This is a genomic window from Rahnella sp. P4_A8, assembly GCF_056402435.1.
The window spans coordinates 29,750-54,884 of the sequence record NZ_JBFUHK010000020.1 but is presented as its reverse complement, the minus strand read 5'-3'; the positions used below and the strand labels follow the sequence as shown (position 1 = coordinate 54,884).

Genomic DNA, 25,135 nt, shown 5'->3' with positions numbered 1-25,135 from the left:
TCATGGCGGTATCACAACCTCTACCCGACCAGCCGTGCGGCGCAGAATACCTGCGTGCCGTGCTGCGTGCGCCGGTTTATGAAGTCGCACAGGTTACGCCTTTGCAGGTCATGGAAAAGATCTCTTCCCGGTTGGGTAACACCATTCTGGTGAAGAGGGAGGATCGTCAGGCCGTCCACAGTTTTAAACTGCGCGGTGCCTATTCGATGATCGCCAGCCTGACGGAAGAACAGGCTGCGCGTGGCGTTATCACTGCGTCCGCGGGAAATCACGCGCAGGGTGTTGCATTGTCGGCGACCAAAAAAGGCATCAAATCTCTGATTGTGATGCCGGTTGCCACAGCGGATATCAAAGTGGATGCCGTGCGTAACTTTGGCGGTGAAGTGTTGCTGCATGGCGCGAATTTCGATGAGGCGAAAGCCAAAGCGATCACGCTGTCGCAGGAACAGGGCATGACTTTTGTGCCGCCATTTGATCATCCGGCGGTGATTGCCGGGCAGGGCACGCTGGCCATGGAGTTGCTGCAACAGGATGCGCATCTCGACCGCGTATTCGTGCCTGTCGGCGGTGGCGGTCTGGCCGCTGGTGTCGCCGTGCTGATCAAACAACTGATGCCGCAGATTCAGGTCATCGGTGTTGAAGCTGAAGATTCTGCCTGTCTGCGCGCGGCAATGGACGCCGGTGAACCGGTCGACCTGGCGCGTGTGGGTTTGTTCGCAGAAGGCGTGGCGGTGAAACGTATCGGCAACGAAACGTTCCGCTTGTGTCGCGAATATCTTGATGACGTCATCACCGTCGACAGCGATTCAATTTGTGCCGCGGTGAAAGACTTGTTCGAAGACGTGCGTGCGATTGCTGAACCTTCCGGTGCGCTGGCGCTGGCAGGACTGAAGAAATACGTGCAGCAGCACAATATTCAGGGCGAACGACTGGCGCATGTGCTTTCCGGCGCGAACGTGAATTTCCACGGTCTGCGTTATGTGTCGGAACGCTGTGAGCTGGGCGAGCAACGCGAAGCGCTGCTGGCGGTGACCATTCCTGAGCGCAAAGGCAGTTTCCTGAAGTTTTGCCAGTTGCTGGGTGGCCGTTCGGTGACAGAGTTCAACTACCGTTATGCCGATGCCGACAACGCCTGCATTTTTGTGGGCGTGCGTCTGACGCGCGGTCACGCTGAGCGTCAGGAAATTATCGACGAACTGAATCACGACGGTTATCAGGTTGTGGATCTGTCCGACGATGAAATGGCGAAACTTCATGTGCGTTACATGGTGGGCGGGCGTCCGACCAAACCTCTGCGCGAGCGGCTTTACAGCTTTGAATTCCCGGAATCTCCGGGGGCTTTGCTGAAATTCCTGCATACGCTGGGCACGCACTGGAATATTTCGCTGTTCCATTACCGCAGTCACGGTACCGATTTCGGTCGTGTGCTGGCCGCGTTTGAGCTGAACGAGGAAGAGCCGGAGTTCGAGCAGAACCTGTCGGCGCTGGGTTATGACTGTCACAACGAAAGTGATAATCCGGCGTTCCGCTTCTTCCTGGCGGGCTAAAACTAAACGGGGCATCTGAAAAGTGCCCCTTTTTTATTCTGTAAACGTTCAGAGCAACTGCCAGAACGCGTCGATCAGTGGCTCGCTAAGGCGTTTTCTTTGCACGCAGACGCCCAGTTCCAGCGGCGCGCCGAGCGTGATGTTATCCAGAATGGAAATACGGTTGCGCACCGGTTCCGGGCTGTTATCGACCACTACGGACGGGATCAGCGCGATGCCGCAGCCGAGCGCGACCATCGATACAATGGCTTCGTGGCCGGATACCGTGGCATAAATCAGCGGATTGCTCAGGCGGTTGCGTTTGAACCAGACGTCAATGCGTTTTCGCGCCGGGCCATGTTCCGGCAGGATGAAGGGAATTTGTGACCAGTCCGGATGCGGCTCACTGACCTGGGTGCGGACGGCGCAGGGCAGGGAAGGAGAAATCAGGATCATCGGGATTTCGCCGATCTGCGTGAAATCGACGCTGCCCGGCAAACTTTCCGGACGTCCGGCAATCGCCAGATCCGCTTCGGTGGACTGGACTTTTTCAACCGCATCCGCAGCGTCGCCGGTGGTGAGTTTGATTTCGACCAGCGGATGCTGCGCACGGAAGCGGTCAAGGATTGGCGGCAAATGGCTGTAGGCGGCCGTCACCGAGCAGAACAGGTGCAGTTCGCCGCTCAGCGTCGGGCCATGCTGATCCAGCCCGCTGCGCAGTTGCTGGTAATGCAGCAGTGTCTGCTGGGCAAAGTTTTTGAGTTGTTCACCGGCACTGGTCAGTTGCACGGTGCGGTTATCACGCTGAAATAACGGCTGGCCGAGTTCTTCTTCCAGCCGCTGGATCTGGCGTGACAACGTGGACGGGCTGACATGCATCGCCTTCGACGAACGGCCAAAATGGCGGCTTTCCGCCAGATGTAAAAACAGTTTCAGATCACGTAAGTCCATAAAGAATATCCGGCTCTTTGGTTTCACAGATGACAGGCTAAGTATATTGCATAATTTGCAACGTCATCTTCGTAATATATCAATTTAAGCAATGTGTCACATGACATATAGTGAATTCACGGCGTTCACCGGCTCACCGGTGAAACAAAAAATAACAGCACTTACCTCGATAGAACGGAGCAAGACATGGCTAACTATTTCAACACACTGAACCTGCGTCAGCAGCTGGCACAACTGGGCAAATGCCGCTTTATGGGTCGCGATGAATTCGCGGACGAAGCCAGCTACCTCAAAGGTAAAAAAGTGGTGATTGTAGGCTGTGGCGCACAGGGCCTGAACCAGGGGCTGAACATGCGTGATTCCGGTCTGGATGTGTCCTACACCCTGCGTGCAGAAGCGATTGCTGAGAAGCGTGCTTCATGGCGTAAAGCGACCGAAAACGGCTTTAAAGTCGGTACTTACGAAGAACTGATCCCGCAGGCAGATCTGGTTATTAACCTGACACCAGACAAACAGCACAGTGCGGTAGTGAAAGCGGTTCAGCCTCTGATGAAAGACGGTGCAACACTGGGCTATTCCCACGGCTTCAACATCGTTGAAGTGGGCGAGCAAATCCGTAAAGACATCACCGTGGTGATGGTTGCGCCGAAATGCCCGGGTACCGAAGTGCGTGAAGAATACAAACGTGGTTTCGGTGTACCAACACTGATCGCCGTTCACCCGGAAAACGACCCGAAAGGCGAAGGCATGGCGATCGCTAAAGCCTGGGCAGCAGCAACCGGCGGCCATCGTGCAGGTGTTCTGCAATCTTCCTTCGTTGCCGAAGTGAAATCTGACCTGATGGGCGAGCAGACTATCCTGTGCGGCATGTTGCAGGCGGGTTCTCTGCTGTGCTTCGACAAACTGGTTGCTGACGGGGTTGACGAAGCCTACGCAGAAAAACTGCTGCAGTTCGGCTGGGAAACCATCACCGAAGCGCTGAAACAAGGCGGCATCACGCTGATGATGGACCGTCTGTCTAACCCGGCGAAGCTGCGTGCTTATGCGCTGTCCGAACAACTGAAAGAGATCATGGCGCCGCTGTTCCAGAAACATATGGACGACATCATCTCTGGCGAATTCTCCAGCGGTATGATGGCTGACTGGGCGAACGACGATAAGAAACTGCTGACATGGCGTGAAGAGACGGGCGCAACTGCATTCGAAAACGCGCCACAGTTCGAAGGTAAAATCTCCGAGCAGGAATACTTCGACCACGGTGTTGTGATGATTGCGATGGTGAAAGCAGGTGTTGAGCTGGCTTTCGAAACCATGGTAGCTTCCGGCATCATCGAAGAATCTGCTTACTACGAATCACTGCACGAACTGCCGCTGATCGCCAACACCGTTGCACGTAAGCGTCTGTACGAAATGAACGTGGTAATCTCCGATACGGCTGAATACGGTAACTACCTGTTCGCTAACGCTGCCGTACCGTTGCTGAAAGAGTTCATGACCACTCTGCAGGCAGGCGATTTGGGCAAATCAGTTGCCGAAACTCAGGTTGATAACGCGCAGCTGCGCGATGTTAACGAAGCGATTCGCAATCACCCGATTGAGTCCATCGGCCGCACCCTGCGTGGCTATATGACCGACATGAAACGCATTGCTGTAGCGAGTTAATTCATTAACCCTCAGGTATGAAATAGAAATAAAAAGGGCACTGCATGAAAATGCGGTGCCCTTTCTTTTGGTTCTGTCTGAGGCAGAACTTAGTTGCGGTACAAAATCTTAATGATGTGGTAACCGAACTGAGTGTGCAGCGGGCCCTGTGGCTCGATCAGCGGCGCAGAGAAAACCACTTTATCGAAAGCTGGCACCATTGCGCCTTGCTTGAATTCACCTAAATGGCCGCCTTTCTTGCCTGACGGACAGGTGGAATGTTTTTTAGCCAGTTTCTCAAAATCGCCACCGTTCTTCAGTTGTTCCAGAAGATCAAGTGCCTGTGCTTCTTCCTTTACCAGGATATGCATTGCTGCGGCAGTTTTTGCCATGATAAGACCTTTTTGCGAGAGTGTTTCCAGAGGCGTAATGTAACATCTGAAACACTGCGGGGGGAATCCGGCCTGCATTCCATACATCACAAATTGCGCCTTAAAGCCTGTCAATCTCAGGCGATGTTTCTGCTACAATCGCCGTCCTTGTCTATCAGGTGAGCAAAAATACGCCATGCGATTAAACCCCAGCCAACAACACGCCGTCGAATTCGTCACCGGACCCTGCCTGGTTCTGGCGGGGGCTGGCTCCGGTAAAACCCGTGTAATTACCAATAAAATCGCACACCTGATCCGTGAATGTGGCTATCAGGCACGTCACATTGCGGCTGTCACCTTTACCAATAAAGCCGCGCGTGAAATGAAAGAGCGTGTTGCACAAACCCTCGGTCGCAAAGAAGCGCGGGGCTTGCTTATTGCAACGTTCCACACGCTCGGGCTGGAAATCATCAAACGCGAATTTGCTGCCCTGGGGATGAAATCTAACTTCTCTTTATTTGATGATCAGGACCAGCTGGCGCTGCTGAAAGAGCTGAGCGAAAAATGGCTGGAGAACGATAAAACATTATTGCAGCAGCTGGTTTCCACGATCTCCAACTGGAAAAACGATCTGGTTGATCCTTCGCATGCCGCCGGGCTGGCGCGATCTGAACGTGATCAAATCTTTGCGCACTGCTACAGCCTTTATCACGATCATATGCGCGCGTGTAATATTCTCGACTTCGATGACCTGATCCTGTTGCCTACGTTACTGCTGCAAAGTAATGAAGAAGTGCGTGAACGCTGGCAGAACAAGTTGCGTTATCTGCTGGTCGATGAATATCAGGACACTAACACCAGCCAGTACATGATGGTGAAATTGCTGGTTGGCAACCGCGCACGTTTCACCGTTGTTGGTGACGATGACCAGTCGATTTACTCCTGGCGCGGTGCTCGACCGCAAAACCTGGTGCTGCTGAAAGAAGACTTCCCGCAGTTACAGGTCATCAAACTTGAGCAAAATTACCGTTCCACCCAGCGCATTCTGAAAGCCGCCAACATTCTGATTGCCAATAATCCGCATGTGTTCGAGAAGCGCTTGTTCTCTGAACTGGCTTATGGCGAAACGCTGAAGGTCGTGACGGCGAATAATGAAGATCATGAATCCGAGCGGGTGGTCGGTGAGCTAATTGCTCATCATTTCATCAACAAAACCGCTTATGGCGATTACGCGATTTTGTACCGTGGTAACCACCAGTCGCGTTTGTTTGAAAAAATGCTGATGCAAAACCGCATCCCGTACCGGATTTCCGGCGGCACGTCCTTCTTCTCCCGACCGGAGATTAAAGACCTGCTGGCCTATTTGCGTGTGCTGACCAATCCGGACGACGACAGCGCATTCCTGCGCATCGTTAACACGCCACGTCGTGAAATCGGCGCGGCCACCCTGCAGAAACTGGGGGAGTGGGCCAATCAGCGCAACAAAGGGCTGTTCAAAGCCAGTTTTGATATGGGACTGAGCCAGTCTCTGACCGGACGCGGGCTGGAATCCCTGCAACGTTTCACGCACTGGATGGGCAATATCTCTGAGCTGGCCGAACGTGAGCCGGTTGCGGCTGTCCGGGATTTGATCCACGGCGTTGACTATGAAAGCTGGCTGTTTGAAACCTCACCAAGCCCGAAAGCGGCTGAAATGCGCATGAAAAACGTTAATCAGCTGTTCAGCTGGATGACGGAAATGCTTGAGGGTACCGATCTGGATGAGCCAATGACGCTCACGCAGGTGGTCACCCGCTTCACGCTGCGTGACATGATGGAACGCGGTGAGAACGACGAAGAGCTGGACCAGGTTCAGCTGATGACGCTGCATGCTTCGAAAGGGCTGGAGTTCCCGTATGTGTATCTGGTCGGTATGGAAGAAGGTTTGCTGCCGCATCAGAGCAGTATCGATGAAGACAACGTGGATGAAGAGCGGCGTCTGGCTTATGTGGGGATTACCCGGGCACAAAAAGAGCTGACGTTTACACTCTGTCGCGAACGCCGTCAGTACGGCGAGCTGATCCGTCCGGAACCGAGCCGCTTCCTGCTGGAGTTACCGCAGGATGACCTGGCCTGGGAAAGCGAACGTAAAGTGGTAAGTGCGCAGGAACGCATGGTGAAAGGGCAAAGCCATCTGGAGAAAATTCGCGAGCAACTGGCGAAAGCGAAAGGCGGCAATTAGGCATTAAACATGAGCCATTAAAAAAGCAGAGGCTGATGAATCAGGTCTCTGCTTTTCTAACGTTTTACAACTGCTCATCACTGTTCTTCGACAAACAGCGGCCAGTGGACATAACTTTGCCAGTGGCTTTCCTGCTCTAATTCTTCAGCGCGCAAAGGATGCTGTTCCAGCCAACCCTGCGGCACAATCACACTCAGTTCATCATCATTAGCACGTAAACGCACAGCCGGCAGTGTGTCGTCGCGACGACGGCTGGCAAATATAATCGCCAGGCGCAGAATACGACAAAGACGTTGTGCCTGACGCGGCGGCACGGCGTTTTGCTCATTGAGCAACGGTAAATCGAGCATGTTGTTCTGGTTTTGCAGTAACGTCGCCAGCAGTTTTTTCTGCGCCGGCGTGAAACCCGGTAAATCCAGATGACGGATCAGATAGGCTGCGTGATGCGGTGCTTTCTTGAAATCGACACTCAGACCAATTTCGTGGATCAGGCAGGCACTGTTGAGCAATTCACGGGCACGGGCATCCAGCTTCCATTCCTGAGCCACCTGCAGCGAAAAGTTCTCGGCCAGTTGCGCCACGCGCTCGGCCTGCTCGTTATCCAGCAGATAACGGCGTTGCAGATTACGTAGCGTACGCTGACGGATATCCTGCTCGATCGGCAAATGCAGCATGCCGTAAACCAGACCTTCACGCAGTGCACCACCCGCCAGTGTCATCATCTCGATGTTCAGCGTTTTGAAAATGGCGATCAGAATAGACAGTCCGCTCGGGAAAACCAGCGCACGTTCAAGGGTCAGACCTTCAATCTCCAGTTCTTCCAGCTTGCCGCACTGAATGGCGCGCTGTTTGAGCTGCTGAAGTTTAGGCAGAGTGATGCGTTCATCCATGCCCTGAGCGACCATGATTTCCTGCAAGGCTTGCACGGTACCTGAAGCGCCGACACAAATCTGCCAGCCATTGGCAATCAGCTCAGGTGCCACAGGAAGGATCATGTCGGTCGCAGCCTGTTCAGCCTGATCAAAGTTTTCTTTTGCCAGATTTCGATCTGCAAAATACTGCTCGAGCCAGGTGACGCAGCCCATCGAAAGGCTATAAAGCGTGGTGGCCTGAGCCCCAATGCCGGTCACCAGTTCGGTGCTGCCACCACCAATATCGACCACCAGACGTTTATCTGGCCCGCCCGTGGTGTGAGCAACGCCGTGATAAATCAGACGTGCTTCTTCTTCACCGGTAATGACCTGAATCGGGCAACCGAGAATTGCCTGAGCTTTACCCAGAAACTCATCGGCATTGCTGGCAAGACGCAGCGTTGCGGTGGCAACCACACGAATTTGGTCGCGCGGGATATCCTGCAATCTTTCAGAAAATAGTTTCAGACATTGCCAGCCACGCTGCATCGCTTCCTGAGAAAGCAGGTTTTGTTTATCCAGACCGGCTGCCAGACGCACTTTGCGCTTAATTCTGGCGAGGGTCTGGATACTGCCTGCCACCTCACGAACAACCAGCATGTGAAAGCTGTTAGAGCCCAGATCAATCGCTGCATACAGTGAGGTGGAACTTAACATAGGTTATCAGCCCGGACGTTTACGGTTGCTACGTGGTGCACTGCTGCGACGTGAAGACGAATTACTGTTGCGGCGCGGGCCGTTACCGGTGCGCGAGCGGGCAAGACGTTTTGCAGGAGGCAAATCAGTTAACAGCGCATCGCTGTTGTATTTACTCACCGGAATGCTGTGGCCGGTATAGGTTTCAATCGCTGGCAGATTCAGGGCATATTCTTCACACGCCAGGCTGATGGAATGACCACTCAGACCCGCACGGCCGGTACGACCAATGCGATGCACGTAGTCTTCACAGTCGTCAGGCAAGTCATAGTTAAAGACGTGTGTCACGGCAGGAATGTGCAAACCACGGGCAGCAACGTCGGTCGCAACCAGAATATCCAGCGTGCCTTTAGTGAAGTCTTCCAGAACGCGAAGGCGTTTTTTCTGCGGGACGTCACCGGTCAGCAAACCGACGCGGTGTCCGTCGGCAGCCAGATGGCCCCAGACATCTTCACAACGGTGTTTGGTGTTTGCAAAAATAATGCAACGATCCGGCCATTCTTCTTCAATCAGCGTCTGTAACAGGCGCATTTTTTCTTCATTTGAAGGATAGAACAGCTCTTCCTGAATACGGTGGCCCGTTTTTTGTTCCGGTTCGATCTCAATCGACTCGGCATTATTCATGTTTTCGAACGCCAGTTCTTTCACACGATAGGAAAGCGTTGCTGAGAACAGCATGTTCAGGCGTTGATTAGCAGGAGGCATCCGGCGGAACAACCAGCGGATATCTTTGATGAAGCCCAGATCGAACATACGGTCTGCTTCATCCAGTACCACCACCTGGATCGCGCCCAGGTCGATGTGGTTCTGTTTAGTGTAATCGATTAAACGGCCGGTGGTTCCGATCAGGATGTCCACGCCGCTTTCCAGCACTTTAAGCTGTTTGTCGTAACCGTCGCCGCCATACGCCAGACCTAATTTCAGCCCGGTAGATTCAGATAATGCTTCGGCGTCGGAGTGAATCTGCACCGCGAGTTCACGCGTAGGTGCCATGATCAAGGCACGCGGCTGGTTAGTCTGACGACCTTCCGCAGCAGGGTGAGAAAGCAGATAATGGAAAGTAGACGCTAAAAAAGCCAGCGTCTTGCCGGTACCGGTTTGCGCCTGACCTGCAACATCACGCCCAGCGAGCGTGATTGGCAATGCCAATGCCTGAATAGGAGTACAGTAATGGAAGCCTTTCTTTTCAAGGGCTTCTACTGCCAGCGGGTGCAGGGCGAAGTCGGAAAACTTCTGTTCGGTCAAGTGTGTTTTGCTCATAGTGTGGTAGAATATCAGCTAACTATTGCTTTACGAAAGCGTATCCGGTGAAATAAAGTCAACCTGATGTTGGTTAATGCTACATCAACAAGGTAAAGATAATCCTTTGGAGTAAACATGAGCGATAAAATTATTCACCTGACCGATGACAGTTTCGACAACGACGTATTGAAAGCCGAAGGGCTGGTGCTGGTCGATTTTTGGGCAGAGTGGTGCGGACCATGTAAGATGATCGCTCCAATTCTGGATGAAATTGCCACTGAGTTCGAAGGCAAGCTGACCATCGCGAAACTGAATATCGACGAAAACCCAGGTACTGCACCTAAATACGGCATCCGTGGTATTCCTACCCTGCTGTTATTTAAAGGCGGCGAAGTCGCAGCAACTAAAGTTGGCGCACTGTCGAAAGGTCAGCTGAAAGAGTTCTTAACAGCTAATCTGTAATCGGTCGGGATGACCCAAGCCAGGTGTTTAGCGGGCTGTCGTGTTTTTCACATTGTCCGCTAGACGCCTGTCAAGAAGCGTGCTAAGTTTACGCTTACTGCAAATAGAGCTTACCTGTAGTTTGATTCTTACGTTTTACTCTGTTGTGTCAAAAACATCTGCCTATAAAGTTTCTTTGAATAATAATTAAATTGAACTGGCACTGTGCTTGACCATCTAACGGTTTTGACAAAATCGGCTTTAAGACACCTTCAATATCAGCATTATCCCTCAAGAATCGCCCGCGAGCGACTACCTGCGGCTGGATTTCCGGGCTGTTATTTAAGTGTCATACAATAAACAGGCATGGATGACCCTGCCATACCCATTCACGACAGATGTTCGAGACATACCCCGAGTTTAAGAACCCACCATTATGAATCTTACCGAATTAAAGAATACGCCGGTCTCTGACCTGATTGCACTCGGCGAAAATATGGGACTGGAAAACCAGGCCCGCATGCGCAAGCAAGACATTATCTTTTCAATATTGAAGCAGCATGCGAAAAGCGGAGAAGACATCTTCGGTGATGGCGTACTGGAGATATTGCAGGATGGATTTGGTTTCCTCCGCTCCGGAGACAGTTCCTACCTCGCAGGCCCCGACGACATCTACGTATCTCCAAGCCAAATCCGCCGCTTCAACCTTCGTACTGGCGACACCATTTCCGGTAAAATCCGCCCACCTAAAGAAGGTGAACGTTATTTTGCCCTGTTGAAAGTTAACGAAGTTAACTACGACAAACCAGAAAACGCCCGCAGCAAAATCCTGTTTGAAAACTTAACCCCTCTGCACGCAAATTCACGTCTGCGTATGGAACGGGGTAACGGTTCAACAGAAGATTTGACCGCTCGCGTACTGGACTTAGCGTCTCCAATTGGCCGTGGCCAACGTGGTCTGATTGTTGCGCCGCCGAAAGCCGGTAAAACCATGCTGCTGCAAAACATCGCGACCAGCATTGCGTATAACCACCCTGATTGCGTACTGATGGTTCTGCTGATTGACGAACGTCCGGAAGAAGTGACCGAGATGCAGCGTCTGGTGAAAGGCGAAGTTATCGCTTCCACCTTTGACGAACCGGCATCCCGACACGTTCAGGTCGCCGAAATGGTGATCGAGAAGGCGAAGCGTCTGGTTGAGCATAAGAAAGATGTGATCATTCTGCTGGACTCCATTACCCGCCTGGCACGTGCTTACAATACCGTGGTACCGGCTTCAGGCAAGGTACTGACCGGTGGTGTGGACGCCAACGCCTTGCACCGTCCAAAACGTTTCTTCGGTGCTGCGCGTAACGTGGAAGAGGGCGGCAGCCTGACCATCATCGCTACTGCGCTGGTCGATACCGGTTCTAAAATGGATGAAGTTATCTATGAAGAATTTAAAGGTACCGGTAACATGGAATTACATCTGGCGCGTAAAATCGCTGAAAAACGTGTATTCCCTGCCATCGACTACAACCGCTCTGGTACCCGTAAAGAAGAGCTGTTGACCACTTCTGAAGAACTGCAAAAAATGTGGATCCTGCGTAAAATCATTCATCCGATGGGTGAGATTGATGCGATGGAATTCCTCATCAACAAGCTTGCAATGACTAAGACAAATGACGACTTCTTCGACATGATGAAACGTTCGTAATTTGGTGTAACGTCAGATCAACGCCACGCACAGTCGTGGCGTTTTTTGCTTTTGGTGGCTACCATAATGCTACTTTGGGAAGATTGTCAGACTATTCGGATAATAGCTGATGGTTTTCCACGTGCCCTTTCTTTACTTTGTCGGTTGATTGCCCAAGAAATGGCAGCAGATAAGGTCTTGCCCGAGACAAAACCATAACTGCCACCATAGGATATGATTTAAGGCTGTGAGGTTTATGATGCTTTCGACTCCACACACCTTATTTTTGCAGAAGAGAATTCTTAACTGTGAATTTACTCAATATGAGTACTGAGCTAGCTGTTGTTTTCGTATTTTCATTCCTCTTTTTATTCGTTGCCCGGAAGGTAGCGAATAAAATCGGACTTGTTGATAAGCCAAATTTTCGTAAGCGTCACCAGGGACTGATCCCACTGGTGGGTGGGATCTCTGTATTTGCTGGCGTTTGCTTTGCCTTTCTGATCACCAGTTATACCATCCCCCATGGCTATCTTTACCTTGCCTGCGCCGGACTACTGGTATTAGTCGGTGGTCTGGATGACCGTTTCGATATCAGTGTCAAAACCCGGGCGATGGTTCAGGCTGTGGTCGCTGTTGCGATGATGAGTTTTGCTAACCTCACCCTTCGCAGCCTCGGACATCTGATTGGTCCCTGGGAAATGGTATTAGGCCCGTTTGGCTATCTTGTCACCCTGTTTGCCGTTTGGGCTGCTATTAATGCCTTCAACATGGTCGACGGTATTGATGGCTTACTGGGTGGCTTGTCTTGTGTCAGCTTTGGTTCGTTAGGCATTATCATGTACGACAGCGGACACATGGAACTCGCGTTCTGGTGCTTCGCGATGATTGCCGCGATCATCCCCTATATTTTACTCAATCTGGGTGTTTTAGGGCCCCGTTACAAAGTCTTTATGGGTGACGCTGGCAGCACGCTGATAGGGTTTACTGTCATCTGGATCCTCCTGCAAAGTACGCAAGGTGAATCTCATCCGATGAATCCGGTGACGGCACTTTGGCTTATCGCTATTCCCCTGATGGACATGGTTGCCATCATGTACCGACGCCTTCGCAAAGGAATGAGCCCGTTCTCAGCGGATCGTCAGCACATTCATCATTTGATCATGCGTGCAGGTTTTACTTCTCGCCAGGCTTTCGTCTTAATTACCGTCGCTGCCGCCATTCTGGCGGGGATTGGCGTGGTGGGCGAACATCTGAGTTTTGTTCCCGAATGGATAATGCTGGCTTTATTCTTCGTTGCCTTCCTGGTGTACGGCATTTGCATCAAGCACGCCTGGCGCGTGGCGCGGTTTATTAAACGGGTTAAAAGACGTTTGCGCCGTTCCTCTAATCAATAATCACTCTTTTAAGCAAGGGCATACTGGCTGTGGATAAACCAGAAATGATGAGAAACCAGAACGAACACGCCATCGAGAACGAGCTTGATATCCGTGGGTTGTGCTGCACTTTATGGAACGGAAAATTCTGGATTGCAGGTCTGGCGGTACTCTTTGCCTTAATCGCCCTGGGTTCGTCTTACCTGATGAAACAGGAATGGAGTTCCACGGCGATCACGGATCGACCTACCGTAAATAATCTTTCGTCCTATTTCTCGCAGGCACAGTTTCTGCGCAATTTGGATGTGCATAACGCGCCGCAGTCAGACGCCAGCAGGCCACCCATTTCTGATGAAGCCTACAACGAGTTTGTCATGCAACTCGCGGCTTATGACACCCGCCGGGATTTCTGGCTGCATAGCCCTTATTACAAGCAACGTCAGGAAAATGATGCGCGTGCTGATGCCGTTGTGCTGGATGAAATGATCAATGACATTCAGTTTACTGCCCGTGATGTACCGAAAGTGCCGAACGATATTGTGAAACTCACTGCGGAAAACGCCGCTGATGCTAATAAGCTTTTACGCCAGTATGTCGATTTTGCCAGCCAGCGTGCTGCACAGCATCTGTATGATGAACTGGAAGGTGCGTGGGCGGCACGAACGCAGTCAATGAAAGCGCAGGTCAAACGTCAGGAAGAAGTTGCTCAGACTATTTTCAAGCGCACCACGCATAATACTGAGCAGGCACTGAAGATTGCTCAGCAGCAAAACATTCATAAAAGTGTGACTGACACCCCCGCTGAAGAATTACCGGATTCCGATATGTTCCTGCTGGGTGTGCCCATGCTCAAGGCCCGTCTTGAATTACTGCAAGCATCCGGTCCGGGGTATGATCTGGACTACGATCAGAACCGTGCGATGCTGTCGACCCTGAACGTCGGGCCAACGCTTACGGCAAAATTCCAGACTTATCGTTATTTGAGAACGCCTGAAGAACCTGTAAAACGTGACAGCCCGCGCCGGGCATTACTGATGATTATGTGGGGCATTGTCGGTGGTTTAATCGGGGCTGGTGTTGCCCTGACTCGCCGTAAAAATAAGAGAAACACATTGTGAAAGTGTTGACGATTTTCGGCACTCGTCCGGAGGCTATCAAAATGGCCCCGCTGGTGCTTGCTTTGTCGCAGGATGCGGCTTTTGAATCTAAAGTTTGTGTTACGGCTCAACACCGTGAAATGCTCGATCAAGTATTGCGCCTCTTTGAAATTACTCCGGATTATGATCTCAACATCATGAAACCAGGGCAGGGTCTGACAGAAATTACCAGCCGGATCCTGACCGGGCTTAAGCCTGTTCTGGATGAGTTCAGGCCTGACATTGTGCTGGTTCACGGTGATACCACCACGACGTTATCCGCCAGCCTTGCGGCGTTTTATCACCAGATCCCCGTCGGGCATGTTGAAGCAGGCCTGCGTACCGGAGATCTGTCTTCTCCGTGGCCGGAAGAAGGCAATCGCCTGTTAACAGGTCATCTGGCGAAATGGCACTTTGCGCCCACCGAGAATGCCAGTGCCAATTTGCAGCGGGAAAATATTGCCGGAGAGAATATTTTTGTCACTGGAAATACGGTGATTGATGCACTGCTCTGGGTTCGCGACCGCTTTAACAGCGATGCCTCGCTGGCCCAACAACTGGCTGATAACTATCCATTTCTTGATGTGAACAAAAAGCTGATTTTAGTGACGGGCCACCGCCGTGAAAGTTTTGGCGAAGGCTTTGAGCGGATTTGCTCGGCCCTGGCGGAAATTGCGTGCAAGCACCCTGATGTACAAATTGTTTATCCGGTGCATCTCAACCCCAATGTCAGCGAGCCGGTGAACCGCATTCTGCAAAGCATCGACAATATCGTGCTGATTGATCCTCAGGATTATCTGCCGTTCGTTTATCTGATGGATAAAGCCTATCTGATCCTGACCGACTCCGGCGGCGTGCAGGAAGAAGCGCCTTCACTGGGCAAGCCCGTGCTGGTGATGCGTGAAACCACAGAACGTCCGGAAGCGGTTGATGCCGGAACAGTCCGGCTGGTGGGTACAAATCCCGCTAAAATAGTCGAGGAAGTGAACCGTCTGCTGAACGATGAAAACGAATACAACAGCATGAGCCGGGCGCACAATCCTTACGGCGACGGGCATGCCTGCCGCCACATTCTTGACGCATTGAAAAATCATTGGGTATCACAATGAGTTTTAACACTATCTCTGTTATCGGACTGGGCTACATCGGTCTGCCAACCGCCGCCGCTTTTGCCTCACGCCAGAAAAAGGTGGTGGGTGTTGATATCAATCAGCATGCCGTGGAGACGATTAACCGCGGTGCGATCCACATTGTTGAACCCGATCTCGACCTTCTGGTCAGACAGGCGGTTGATGCGGGATTTTTGCGGGCAGTGACTCAGCCTGAACCTGCGGATGCTTTCCTGATCGCTGTCCCGACGCCATTTAAGGGCGATCATTTACCGGATATGAAATTCGTCGAATCTGCGGCACGTTCTCTGGCGCCGGTTCTGAAAAAAGGCGATCTGATCATTCTGGAATCCACGTCACCAGTGGGTGCGACAGAGCAAATGGCCGCCTGGCTGGCAGAAGTCCGCCCTGACCTGAGCTTCCCTCAGCAGGCCGGTGAGCAATCCGATATCAATATTGCCTATTGCCCGGAGCGCGTGTTGCCAGGGCAGGTGATGGTTGAACTGATTAAAAATGACCGCGTGATTGGTGGCATGACATCAGTTTGTTCACGGCGTGCCAGCGATTTGTATAACATTTTTCTCGAAGGCGAATGTGTTATTACCCACTCCCGCACTGCCGAAATGTGCAAGCTGACGGAAAACAGTTTCCGTGACGTAAACATTGCCTTTGCTAACGAATTGTCGCTGATTTGCGATGCGCAGGGCATTAACGTCTGGGAACTGATCAGCCTGGCGAACCGCCATCCGCGGGTAAATATTTTGCAGCCGGGGCCGGGTGTGGGCGGGCATTGTATTGCGGTTGATCCGTGGTTCATTGTTGCGCAAAACCCTGAGCTGGCAAGAATTATCCGCACGGCGCGTGAAGTGAACGACAGCAAACCGCACTGGGTGGTGGAGCGCGTGAAAGCGGCACTGGCAGATTGCCTGACTACCACGGGCAAACGTGCAGCCGACATCAAAATCGCCTGCTTTGGTCTGGCGTTTAAACCGAATATTGACGATCTCCGTGAAAGCCCGGCAGTGGAAGTGACGCACCTGATTGCCGACTGGCACGCCGGAGAAACCTGGGCGGTTGAGCCTAATGTGCATCAGCTTCCTGCTTCTCTGGCGGACAAAGTGACGTTACATCCCCTTGATCGCGCGCTGGAAGAAGCCGATCTGCTGGTGATGTTAGTCGATCACAAGCCGTTCAAAGCGATCCCTGCTGATCAGGTCCGGCAGTCATGGATTGTGGATACCAAAGGCGTATGGCGATAAACCTGCCTTTGCACGGCAATATCGCCCCGCTCGAATGGGAGAGTGATTTCTTCCAGCTCAACAGTGCGCGTCTGACGCCAGAGGCCTCTGCCGGTGAAATCACGCCGCAGAGGCTGGAACAATATGCGCTGGTGCAGTCGAAAGTGGATGCGTCACAAACGCACACGCTGGACGCACTTTCTGCGCTGGGTTTCCGGCTGGCAGAAGGTGAAACGGACATTTGTGTCGCGGTGACGACGCAAGATAATGCGCTGACGGCCGGGCGTCTGGCGGTACCGGACAATATTGCGGATGTGACCGCGATTGCCCGTCAGGCTTTTCATCTCAGCCGTTTTCGCGCGCCCTGGTATCAGCCTGATGACAGCGCCCGTTTCTATGCGATGTGGTCGGAAAAGGCGGTGCTGGGTACGTTCGACCATCTTTGTCTTTGGGCCGATGACGAGCAGGGCAATGCGCTGGGTTTTGTCACCTTGCGTCGTATTTCGCAAGACGAAGCAAGAATTGGCCTGCTGGCTGTCAGACCTGAATATCAGGGGCAGGGAGCGGGCAAAAAGTTAATGGCGGCTGCGAAAAAATGGTGTGCTGAACAGGGCGTGTCGCGAATGTATGTGGCCACGCAAACCGGCAATATCGCGGCCTTAAATCTTTATCTCGCCAGCGGTGGCAAAGTTATCCGCACGGCGTACTGGTTGTACAGGTGAAACGATGATCCCTTTTAATGCGCCACCGATTGCGGGTACTGAAATTGATTTCATGCGCGAGGCGATGAACAGCGGCAAACTGTGCGGTGACGGCGGGTTTACCCTGCGCTGCCAGAAATGGTTTGAACAGAGTTTCAACTGTCCGAAAGTTTTGCTCACGCCGTCCTGTACGGCCTCGCTGGAAATGGCCGCGTTGCTGCTGGATATTCAGCCCGGCGACGAAGTGATTATGCCGAGCTTCACGTTTGTTTCGACGGCCAATGCGTTCGTTTTGCGCGGTGCGAAGATTGTATTTGTGGATGTCCGCCCGGATACCATGAATATTAATGAAACCCTGATTGAAGCGGCTATCACGGAGAAAACGAAAGTGATTGTCCCGGTGCATTACGCGGGCGTGGCCTGTGAAATGGACACCATTATGGCGCTCGCCGAAAAACATCATCTGTTTGTGGTGGAAGATGCCGCGCAGGGCGTGATGTCGACCTACAAAGGCAAAGCGCTGGGCACTATCGGCCATATCGGTTGCTTCAGTTTCCATGAAACCAAGAATTACACGGCGGGCGGCGAAGGCGGTGCCACGCTGATTAATGATCCGGCCCTGATTGATCGTGCTGAAATCATTCGTGAAAAAGGCACCAACCGCAGCCAGTTCTTCCGCGGTCAGGTGGATAAATACACCTGGCGCGACATTGGTTCCAGCTATCTGATGTCCGATTTGCAGGCTGCGTATCTGTGGGGAAATCTGGATGCGGCTGAAAAGATTAATCAGCGCCGTCTGGCAATCTGGAATCAGTATTACGAAGCGTTGCAGGATCTGGCCGATGCAGGCCGCGTTCAGCTGCCTTCAGTTCCGCAGGATTGCGTGCAAAACGCCCACATGTTCTATGTCCGCCTGAATGATATCGAAGACCGTGATGCCTTTATTCGTCACATGAAAGCGGCGGATATCCTGACTGTATTCCATTACATCCCGCTGCATGCTTGTCCGGCGGGCGAAAATTTTGGTCGTTTCGCGGGTGTCGATCGTTTCACGACAAAAGAGAGTGAGCGGCTGGTGCGTTTACCGTTGTTTTACAACATGACCGATGACACGCAGCGCGTCGTGATTGCGGCCATGCTGCAATATTTCGCCTGATATGTCGCTGGCAAAAGCATCAGTCTGGACCGCCGGTTCTACGCTGATTAAAATTGGTGCCGGGTTGCTGGTGGTGAAATTGCTGGCCGTAACCTTCGGCCCTGAAGGCGTGGGGCAGGCAGGCAATTTCCGCCAGCTCGTAACCGTACTTGGCGTTCTGTCCGGTGCAGGTATTTTCAATGGTATAACCAAATACGTTGCCGAATATCATCAGGATCCTGAGCGGCTTAAAGCCGTACTCGGCACGTCGTCTTCGCTGATTTTGGGTTTCTCGACGCTGCTGGCCACCATCTTTTTGCTGGCCGCCGGGCCCATCAGTGTCGGGTTGTTCGGGCACGATCGCTATCAGGCCGTTGTCCGGGCCGTGGCCTTTATCCAGATGGGCATTGCTTACGCCAACTACTTTCAGGCCATCCTGAAAGGTTATCGTGATGCGATGGGTAATGCGCTGGCCGTGATTGGCGGCAGTCTGATTGGTTTACTGGCCTATCTGTTGTGTTTCAAACTGGGTGGCTATGAAGGCGCGCTGGCCGGGCTGGCGCTGGTGCCTGCACTGGTAATACTCCCTGCGGGTGGCATGGTGTGGCGACGAAAAACCTTTCCGCTGGCCTACTTAAAACCGGGTTGGGATCGCTTTATCGCCAGCCATTTGGGGAAATTTACCCTGATGGCGCTGATCACGTCTGTTACGTTGCCCGTGGCGTATGTGATGATGCGAAATCTGCTGGCGGAGCATTACAGCTGGAAGGATGTGGGGATCTGGCAGGGCGTCAGCAGTATTTCTGATGCCTATTTGCAGTTTATCACCGCTTCTTTCAGCGTGTATTTATTGCCGACGTTATCGCGCATGACTGACAAACGCGATGTCTCGCGTGAAATCGTTAAGTCGCTAAAATTTGTTCTGCCCGCCGTGGCGGCCGTCAGTTTTACTGTCTGGCTGCTGCGCGACTTCGCCATCTGGTTGCTGTTTTCAACACAATTTATCGCAATGCGCGATTTGTTTGCCTGGCAGTTAGTCGGTGACGTACTGAAAGTCGGCTCGTATGTTTTTGGCTATCTGGTGATTGCGAGAGCGTCTCTGCGCTTTTACGTGCTGACTGAAATCAGCCAGTTTGCGTTACTGACGGGTTTTTCACATTGGTTGATCCCGATACGGGGTTCTCTTGGCGCCGCGCAAGCGTATATGGCGACGTATGTCGTTTATTTCGCCCTGTGCTGTACCGTATTTGTTATTTATCGTAGACGAGCATGACAACGCTGATTCACGTTTTGGGATCTGACATTCCCCACCATAATGTCACCGTGCTGCGCTTTTTTAATGATGTTCTGGCCGAATGTGCGCCTGAAAAGCTGATTTATCATTTTATGGTGGCGGCAGCGGATGCATCAGCATTTGCTGAATTCACTCGTCTGGATATTCGTGTTTATCCGGACAAAAAATCGCTGGCCGATGCGGTTATTTCCCGCGCCCAGGATCGCACACATCACTTCTTCTTCCATGGTCAGTTCAACCCGACGCTCTGGCTGGCGCTGCTGACCGGCAAAATTAAGTCGCAACAGGCCAGCTGGCACATCTGGGGTGCCGATCTTTATGAATCGGCAGGTGGTCTGAAATTCCGTCTGTTCTATCTGATGCGTCGTCTGGCACAGGGACGTATCGGCCATGTTTTCGCTACCCGCGGCGATCTGATTTATTTCCATCCGCGACATCCGCGTGTACCGTCCTCATTACTGTATTTTCCGACGCGCATGGATCCGTCACTGACGCTTCCAGCCGGTCAGCCTGAACCGACAGGGCCGATGACGGTGCTGGTCGGCAATTCCGGTGACCGCACTAACCGACATATTGAAGCGCTGCGTTCGTTGCATCAGCAGTTTGGTGCGGATATCCGGGTGATTATCCCGATGGGGTATCCGGCCAATAATCATGCGTACATCGACCAGGTTCACAGTGAAGCGTTGAAACTGTTTGCGCCCGAAAACATTGAAGTGATGACTGGCTCGATGCCTTTTGCTGATTATCTTGATGTGCTGCGCCGTTGCTCGCTGGGGTATTTTATTTTCGACCGCCAGCAGGGTATCGGGACGCAGTGTTTGCTGATTCAGTTCGGCGTGCCGTTTGTGGTCAGCCGTCAGAACCCGTTCTGGCAGGATTTGGCGGAGCAAAATCTGCCGGTACTGTTTTATGGTGATGCGCTGGATGCCAGAACCGTGGCCGAAGCGCGCCGTCAGTTGCTGAACACGGATCGGGAGAATATCGCCTTCTTCAACCCGAATTACATCGCGGGCTGGCAACAGGCATTACTGCTGGCGGCAGGAGAAACATCATGACAATGGCACAGCTTGGCGGCCTGTCTGTCGTTTATGCGTTCTCGCTGTTGTTCATTCTGACGCTGACTTATAAAGAATTCCGCCGCGTACGTTTTAACTTCAACGTCCTGTTTTCGCTGTTGTATCTGCTGACATTTTATTTTGGTTTTCCGCTGACCTGTCTGCTGGTTTTCCAGTTCGATGTCAACGTCGTACCGGTTGAAAACCTGTTACAGGCGATGCTGGCCGCAACCTGTTTTTACGGTATTTATTATGTCAGCTATAAAACGCGGCTCAGGGCGAAACATGAAGGCCCGTCCCGCCCGCTGTTTACGATGAACCGTGTCGAAACCCATCTCACCTGGATGTTGCTGGCGCTGATTGCGGTGGTGACGGTTTCTATTTTCTTTGCGCATAACGGCTTTTTGCTGTTTAAGCTCAAGTCGTACAGCCAGATTTTTTCCAGTGATGTGTCCGGAGTTGCGCTTAAACGCTTCTTCTATTTCTTCCTGCCGGCGATGCTGGTGGTGTTCTTCCTCAAACCCAATCCGCAGCGCTGGCTGTTTTTCCTGGTGAGTACCGTCGCATTTGGCCTGCTGACGTACATCATCGTCGGCGGGACGCGCGCGAATATTATCATCGCGTTCGCACTGTTTTTGTTTATCGGCATTGTACGCGGCTGGATTAGTTTGTGGATGCTGGCGGCGGCAGGCGTACTGGGTATCGTTGGTATGTTCTGGCTGGCACTTAAACGCTACGGATTGAATGTCAGCGGCCCTGAGGCGATTTACACGTTCCTTTATCTGACGCGTGATACGTTCTCGCCATGGGAAAATCTGGGGCTGTTGCTGCAAAATTACGACAAAATCAGTTTTCAGGGGCTGGCGCCTATTGTCCGTGATTTCTACGTCTTTATCCCCGGCTGGCTGTGGCATGACCGTCCGGGCGTAGTGCTCAACACGGCCAACTATTTCACCTGGGATGTGCTCGACAACCATTCCGGTCTGGCCATTTCGCCGACGCTAATTGGCTCACTGGTTGTGATGGGCGGAGTTTGGTTTATCCCGCTTGGCGCAGTGGCTGTGGGCATGATCATTAAATGGTTCGACTGGCTTTATGAAAAAGGCAAAGCCGACACCAACATTTATAAGGCCGCCATTTTGCAAAGTTTTTGCTTTGGTGCTGTGTTCAATATGATCGTACTTGCCCGCGAAGGCGTGGATTCCTTTTTCTCGCGGGTGGTGTTTTTCTGTGTCGTATTCGGCGCCTGCCTGATTGTCGCAAAACTGTTGTACTGGATGTTTGACGCTGCCGGGCTGATACGTGCCAAAATGCCGGTCAGGAAAAACCTCATGGAGCCTTTGGCAGTAAGGAAGATGGATGAATTTGGAGAATAAAATCCCGCAATACGACATCCGTGGGATCCGCCTTTGGGGCTTTCGCAATATGGCGCATTTTCTCGATTATCTTTTTGCCGGTCATCAGGTGAAAAACGGTTCGCTGGTGGCGATAAATGCAGAGAAAGTGCTGACGGTCGAAAGCAATCCTGAAATGCGTACGCTGATCGAGCACGCGGAATTTAAGTACCCTGACGGGATCAGCATTGTGCGGGCTATACGGCGTAAATACCCGCAGTCACACGTCTCGCGTATCGCGGGTGCTGACCTTTGGGAAGGGCTGATGGAGCGAGCAGGCCGTGAAGGAACACCGGTCTTTCTGATAGGCGGTAAGCCGGAAGTACTGGCGCAGACAGAAGAAAAGCTGCGCGCCAAGTGGAACGTCAATATTGTCGGTAGCCAGAATGGTTATTTTGTGCCGGAACAGCGCGAGGCATTGTTCGAAAGGGTGAAAAGCAGCGGCGCGGCTATCGTGACCGTGGCAATGGGTTCACCAAAACAGGAAATCCTGATGCGCGATTGCCGCCTTGTGCATCCTGATGCGCTTTATATGGGCATCGGCGGAACCTATGACGTCTTTACCGGACATGTTAAACGTGCGCCTAAAATCTGGCAAAATCTGGGGCTGGAATGGCTCTACCGGTTGATTTTACAGCCGAGCCGTTTACGTCGTCAGCTCAAACTGCTTAAATTTATCCGTTATTACTACACCGGTCGTCTGTAATACTTGCGCCGTGGCTGATCTTCAGCGCGGCGTTTTACCTCTCATTTCACTCCATCGTTTACTGTCGTTTTCACCCTGACATGTCTACCCGTGCGGATCTTTCTCAATTGTGATTTGCAACTCATGCTGAAATGCGGAACCATAGCGCCGTTTTTCCGCCCTATATGGGCATCATCACAAATAAAAATAACATTTCGGTCATTCCGGAAGGCAAACACAATTAAAGAGAAACTGAGGAACTATGGCGAATCAAGAGGAAAAGGGTGGGCTACACCGGGGGCTTGAAGCGAGACATATTGAGCTGATAGCGCTCGGCGGCACCATCGGGGTTGGATTATTTATGGGCGCGGCCAGTACCCTGAAATGGGCCGGGCCGTCAGTATTGCTGGCCTATATTCTGGCGGGCGTGTTCGTCTTCTTTATCATGCGCTCGATGGGCGAGATGCTGCACCTGGAGCCCGTTGCCGGTTCGTTCGCCGTCTACGCCCATAAATATCTTGGGCCATATTACGGCTACCTGACCGCATGGAGTTACTGGTTTATGTGGATAGCAGTGGGGATTTCTGAAATCACCGCTATCGGAGTATACGCCCAATACTGGTTCCCGGATTTACCACAGTGGATCCCCGCGCTGATGGCTGTGGCGATTGTAGCCGCCGCGAACCTTGCCGCCGTTAAACTGTATGGCGAAATGGAGTTCTGGTTTGCGCTGATCAAAATCACTACCATCATTGTGATGATCGTGGTGGGGCTGGCGGTAATCTTCTTCGGCTTTGGCAATCACGGCGAAGCTGTCGGTTTTGCCAATCTGACCGCGCACGGTGGTTTCTTCGCAGGCGGCTGGAAAGGTTTCCTGTTTGCGCTGTGTATCGTTGTGGCGTCCTATCAGGGCGTGGAACTGGTGGGGATTACCGCCGGTGAAGCGAAGAATCCGCAGGTTACGCTCAAACGCGCTATCAACAATATCCTGTGGCGTATCCTGATTTTCTACGTCGGTGCGATTTTCGTCATCATCACCATTTTCCCATGGAACGAAATGGGCACACACGGCAGCCCGTTTGTCCTGACATTCGCGAAGATTGGCATTGCTTCGGCGGCTGGCATTATCAACTTTGTGGTGCTGACGGCGGCGTTGTCCGGCTGTAACAGCGGTATGTACAGCTGCGGACGTATGCTTTATGCACTGTCGAAGAATCGGCAGTTGCCTGCGTTTCTGAGCAATGTCTCGAAAAGTGGTGTGCCGGTTTACGGTATTGCCATCACCATTTTGTGTCTGCTGGTCGGTTCGTGCCTGAACTACATCATCCCGAATCCTGAGAAAGTGTTCGTGTATGTCTACAGTGCCAGCGTACTGCCGGGCATGGTGCCGTGGTTTGTGGTGCTGATCAGCCAGTTACGTTTCCGTGATGCACATAAAGAGAAACTGAAAAACCATCCGTTTAAATCGGTTCTCTTCCCTTATACCAACTACCTGACGCTGATTTTCCTGGCATGTGTGCTGGTCGGTATGGCGATTAATCCGGATACGCGGGTTTCTTTACTGGTCGGCGGTATTTTTATCGCGGCAGTCTCGCTGATATACTTCGGTCTCGGCATGCATAAGCGCGCTGCGCTGACGGCAGAAAAAGCAAAATAACGTCGTAAGTCACGGGTGGGGAAGGCAAGATGCTTACTTTTACTGCGTATTGGATAAAGCGTAATCAAACGCAATATTTCTGATAAAAAGCACTAGACAGCCAAGCGTTAAAACCGTAGTATCCCCACCCGCAACGGCGCTAAGCGCCCGTAGCTCAGCTGGATAGAGCGCTGCCCTCCGGAGGCAGAGGTCTCAGGTTCGAATCCTGTCGGGCGCACCATTTAGTATGCGCTAGAGTTGCGGTGGAATGTTGAAGTCAGACAATTCACGTTAGTTAGAGATATGGTGGCTATAGCTCAGTTGGTAGAGCCCTGGATTGTGATTCCAGTTGTCGTGGGTTCGAGTCCCATTAGCCACCCCACTCTAAAAATGATTTTGTGATTGTGACATGCGATGGTGGCGGAATTGGTAGACGCGCTAGCTTCAGGTGTTAGTGTCCTTCGGATGTGAGGGTTCGAGTCCCTCCCTTCGCACCACACACAAAATACATTTAAATGATGCAGTTAGCGTCAGAAAGTAGTAAGATGCACGACATCGGCGAGTAGCGCAGCTTGGTAGCGCAACTGGTTTGGGACCAGTGGGTCGGAGGTTCGAATCCTCTCTCGCCGACCACATTCGAAGAAACCTGCTTTTTTAAAGCAGGTTTTTTTTCGTCTGGAGTTTCTCAACTCACCCTGTTG

Annotated in this window: 20 protein-coding genes and 4 tRNA genes; 20 read left to right on the top strand and 4 right to left on the bottom strand. The window is 52.2% G+C overall.

Translation table 11 applies throughout. The annotated features are described in order from the left end of the window. Positions 1 to 2 precede the first annotated feature (2 nt). Complete coding sequence (ilvA, locus tag AC1DUO_RS12655) at positions 3 to 1,547, top strand: threonine ammonia-lyase, biosynthetic (protein ID WP_013577544.1); 1,545 nt, start codon at positions 3 to 5, stop codon at positions 1,545 to 1,547. Positions 1,548 to 1,595: 48 nt separating this feature from the next. On the opposite strand, the gene ilvY is transcribed toward ilvA, so the two are convergent. Then, on the bottom strand, positions 1,596 to 2,477 hold the full coding sequence (ilvY, locus tag AC1DUO_RS12650) for an HTH-type transcriptional activator IlvY (RefSeq protein WP_013577543.1): 882 nt from the start codon (positions 2,475 to 2,477) through the stop codon (positions 1,596 to 1,598). Between the two features lie 186 nt (positions 2,478 to 2,663). Between ilvY and ilvC the strand changes: the two genes are divergently transcribed. Continuing rightward, positions 2,664 to 4,139, top strand: a complete 1,476-nt coding sequence (ilvC, locus tag AC1DUO_RS12645; protein WP_013577542.1) for a ketol-acid reductoisomerase — start codon at positions 2,664 to 2,666, stop codon at positions 4,137 to 4,139. Between the two features lie 89 nt (positions 4,140 to 4,228). Here ilvC and ppiC read toward each other — a convergent pair whose 3' ends face one another. Continuing rightward, complete coding sequence (gene ppiC / locus AC1DUO_RS12640; RefSeq protein WP_015690589.1) at positions 4,229 to 4,510, bottom strand: peptidylprolyl isomerase PpiC; 282 nt, start codon at positions 4,508 to 4,510, stop codon at positions 4,229 to 4,231. A gap of 175 nt (positions 4,511 to 4,685) precedes the next feature. Here ppiC and rep point away from each other — a divergent pair, with 175 nt between their 5' ends. Then, the gene (rep, locus tag AC1DUO_RS12635; protein WP_013577540.1) at positions 4,686 to 6,710 is read left to right on the top strand and encodes a DNA helicase Rep; all 2,025 of its coding nucleotides are present in this window, start codon (positions 4,686 to 4,688) and stop codon (positions 6,708 to 6,710) included. A 77-nt stretch (positions 6,711 to 6,787) separates the two neighbouring features. On the opposite strand, the gene gppA is transcribed toward rep, so the two are convergent. Continuing rightward, on the bottom strand, positions 6,788 to 8,278 hold the full coding sequence (gene gppA / locus AC1DUO_RS12630) for a guanosine-5'-triphosphate,3'-diphosphate diphosphatase (protein ID WP_013577539.1): 1,491 nt from the start codon (positions 8,276 to 8,278) through the stop codon (positions 6,788 to 6,790). A gap of 6 nt (positions 8,279 to 8,284) precedes the next feature. Continuing rightward, positions 8,285 to 9,577, bottom strand: a complete 1,293-nt coding sequence (gene rhlB, locus AC1DUO_RS12625) for an ATP-dependent RNA helicase RhlB (protein ID WP_013577538.1) — start codon at positions 9,575 to 9,577, stop codon at positions 8,285 to 8,287. A gap of 117 nt (positions 9,578 to 9,694) precedes the next feature. On the opposite strand from rhlB, the gene trxA reads away from it, so the two are divergent. The 17 genes from trxA to AC1DUO_RS12540 all read left to right on the top strand — a co-directional run bounded on the left by trxA (position 9,695) and on the right by AC1DUO_RS12540 (position 25,067). Then, the gene (gene trxA / locus AC1DUO_RS12620) at positions 9,695 to 10,021 is read left to right on the top strand and encodes a thioredoxin TrxA (protein ID WP_013577537.1); all 327 of its coding nucleotides are present in this window, start codon (positions 9,695 to 9,697) and stop codon (positions 10,019 to 10,021) included. Between the two features lie 415 nt (positions 10,022 to 10,436). Next, on the top strand, positions 10,437 to 11,696 hold the full coding sequence (gene rho / locus AC1DUO_RS12615; RefSeq protein WP_013577536.1) for a transcription termination factor Rho: 1,260 nt from the start codon (positions 10,437 to 10,439) through the stop codon (positions 11,694 to 11,696). 287 nt (positions 11,697 to 11,983) lie between these two features. After that, positions 11,984 to 13,069 (top strand): UDP-N-acetylglucosamine--undecaprenyl-phosphate N-acetylglucosaminephosphotransferase, encoded by a 1,086-nt coding sequence (gene wecA, locus AC1DUO_RS12610; RefSeq protein WP_015690588.1) that lies wholly within the window; start codon positions 11,984 to 11,986, stop codon positions 13,067 to 13,069. A gap of 44 nt (positions 13,070 to 13,113) precedes the next feature. Beyond that, the gene (gene wzzE / locus AC1DUO_RS12605; RefSeq protein ID WP_477987519.1) at positions 13,114 to 14,166 is read left to right on the top strand and encodes an ECA polysaccharide chain length modulation protein; all 1,053 of its coding nucleotides are present in this window, start codon (positions 13,114 to 13,116) and stop codon (positions 14,164 to 14,166) included. Continuing rightward, the gene (wecB, locus tag AC1DUO_RS12600) at positions 14,163 to 15,293 is read left to right on the top strand and encodes a non-hydrolyzing UDP-N-acetylglucosamine 2-epimerase (protein ID WP_037035449.1); all 1,131 of its coding nucleotides are present in this window, start codon (positions 14,163 to 14,165) and stop codon (positions 15,291 to 15,293) included. The genes wzzE and wecB overlap by 4 nt, the downstream gene beginning before the upstream one ends. Continuing rightward, the gene (gene wecC, locus AC1DUO_RS12595) at positions 15,290 to 16,552 is read left to right on the top strand and encodes a UDP-N-acetyl-D-mannosamine dehydrogenase (RefSeq protein ID WP_112152381.1); all 1,263 of its coding nucleotides are present in this window, start codon (positions 15,290 to 15,292) and stop codon (positions 16,550 to 16,552) included. Before wecB ends, wecC begins: the two co-directional genes overlap by 4 nt. Continuing rightward, positions 16,519 to 17,253: a dTDP-4-amino-4,6-dideoxy-D-galactose acyltransferase gene (rffC, locus tag AC1DUO_RS12590; protein ID WP_112198180.1), complete on the top strand. Its 735-nt coding sequence runs from the start codon at positions 16,519 to 16,521 to the stop codon at positions 17,251 to 17,253. Before wecC ends, rffC begins: the two co-directional genes overlap by 34 nt. 4 nt (positions 17,254 to 17,257) lie before the next feature. Continuing rightward, positions 17,258 to 18,388, top strand: a complete 1,131-nt coding sequence (gene rffA / locus AC1DUO_RS12585) for a dTDP-4-amino-4,6-dideoxygalactose transaminase (RefSeq protein WP_119262187.1) — start codon at positions 17,258 to 17,260, stop codon at positions 18,386 to 18,388. Between the two features lies 1 nt (position 18,389). Continuing rightward, a complete protein-coding gene (gene wzxE, locus AC1DUO_RS12580; RefSeq protein ID WP_119262186.1) occupies positions 18,390 to 19,640 on the top strand; it encodes a lipid III flippase WzxE in 1,251 nt (416 codons plus the stop codon). Further along, entirely contained in the window at positions 19,637 to 20,719 is a 1,083-nt protein-coding gene (locus tag AC1DUO_RS12575) for a TDP-N-acetylfucosamine:lipid II N-acetylfucosaminyltransferase (protein WP_119262185.1), read from the top strand. The genes wzxE and AC1DUO_RS12575 overlap by 4 nt, the downstream gene beginning before the upstream one ends. Further along, complete coding sequence (gene wzyE, locus AC1DUO_RS12570) at positions 20,716 to 22,095, top strand: ECA oligosaccharide polymerase (RefSeq protein WP_112198178.1); 1,380 nt, start codon at positions 20,716 to 20,718, stop codon at positions 22,093 to 22,095. The genes AC1DUO_RS12575 and wzyE overlap by 4 nt, the downstream gene beginning before the upstream one ends. Continuing rightward, positions 22,079 to 22,819: a lipopolysaccharide N-acetylmannosaminouronosyltransferase gene (gene wecG / locus AC1DUO_RS12565; protein WP_013577526.1), complete on the top strand. Its 741-nt coding sequence runs from the start codon at positions 22,079 to 22,081 to the stop codon at positions 22,817 to 22,819. Before wzyE ends, wecG begins: the two co-directional genes overlap by 17 nt. A 241-nt stretch (positions 22,820 to 23,060) precedes the next feature. Continuing rightward, the gene (gene thrP, locus AC1DUO_RS12560; RefSeq protein WP_013577525.1) at positions 23,061 to 24,455 is read left to right on the top strand and encodes a bifunctional threonine/serine APC transporter ThrP; all 1,395 of its coding nucleotides are present in this window, start codon (positions 23,061 to 23,063) and stop codon (positions 24,453 to 24,455) included. A gap of 143 nt (positions 24,456 to 24,598) precedes the next feature. Beyond that, positions 24,599 to 24,675, top strand: a tRNA-Arg gene (locus AC1DUO_RS12555). Between the two features lie 65 nt (positions 24,676 to 24,740). Further along, positions 24,741 to 24,816 (top strand) — tRNA-His (locus AC1DUO_RS12550). Positions 24,817 to 24,845: 29 nt separating this feature from the next. Continuing rightward, positions 24,846 to 24,931, top strand: a tRNA-Leu gene (locus tag AC1DUO_RS12545). A 59-nt stretch (positions 24,932 to 24,990) separates the two neighbouring features. Further along, positions 24,991 to 25,067: transfer RNA gene (locus tag AC1DUO_RS12540), tRNA-Pro, on the top strand. Positions 25,068 to 25,135: the final 68 nt, after the last annotated feature.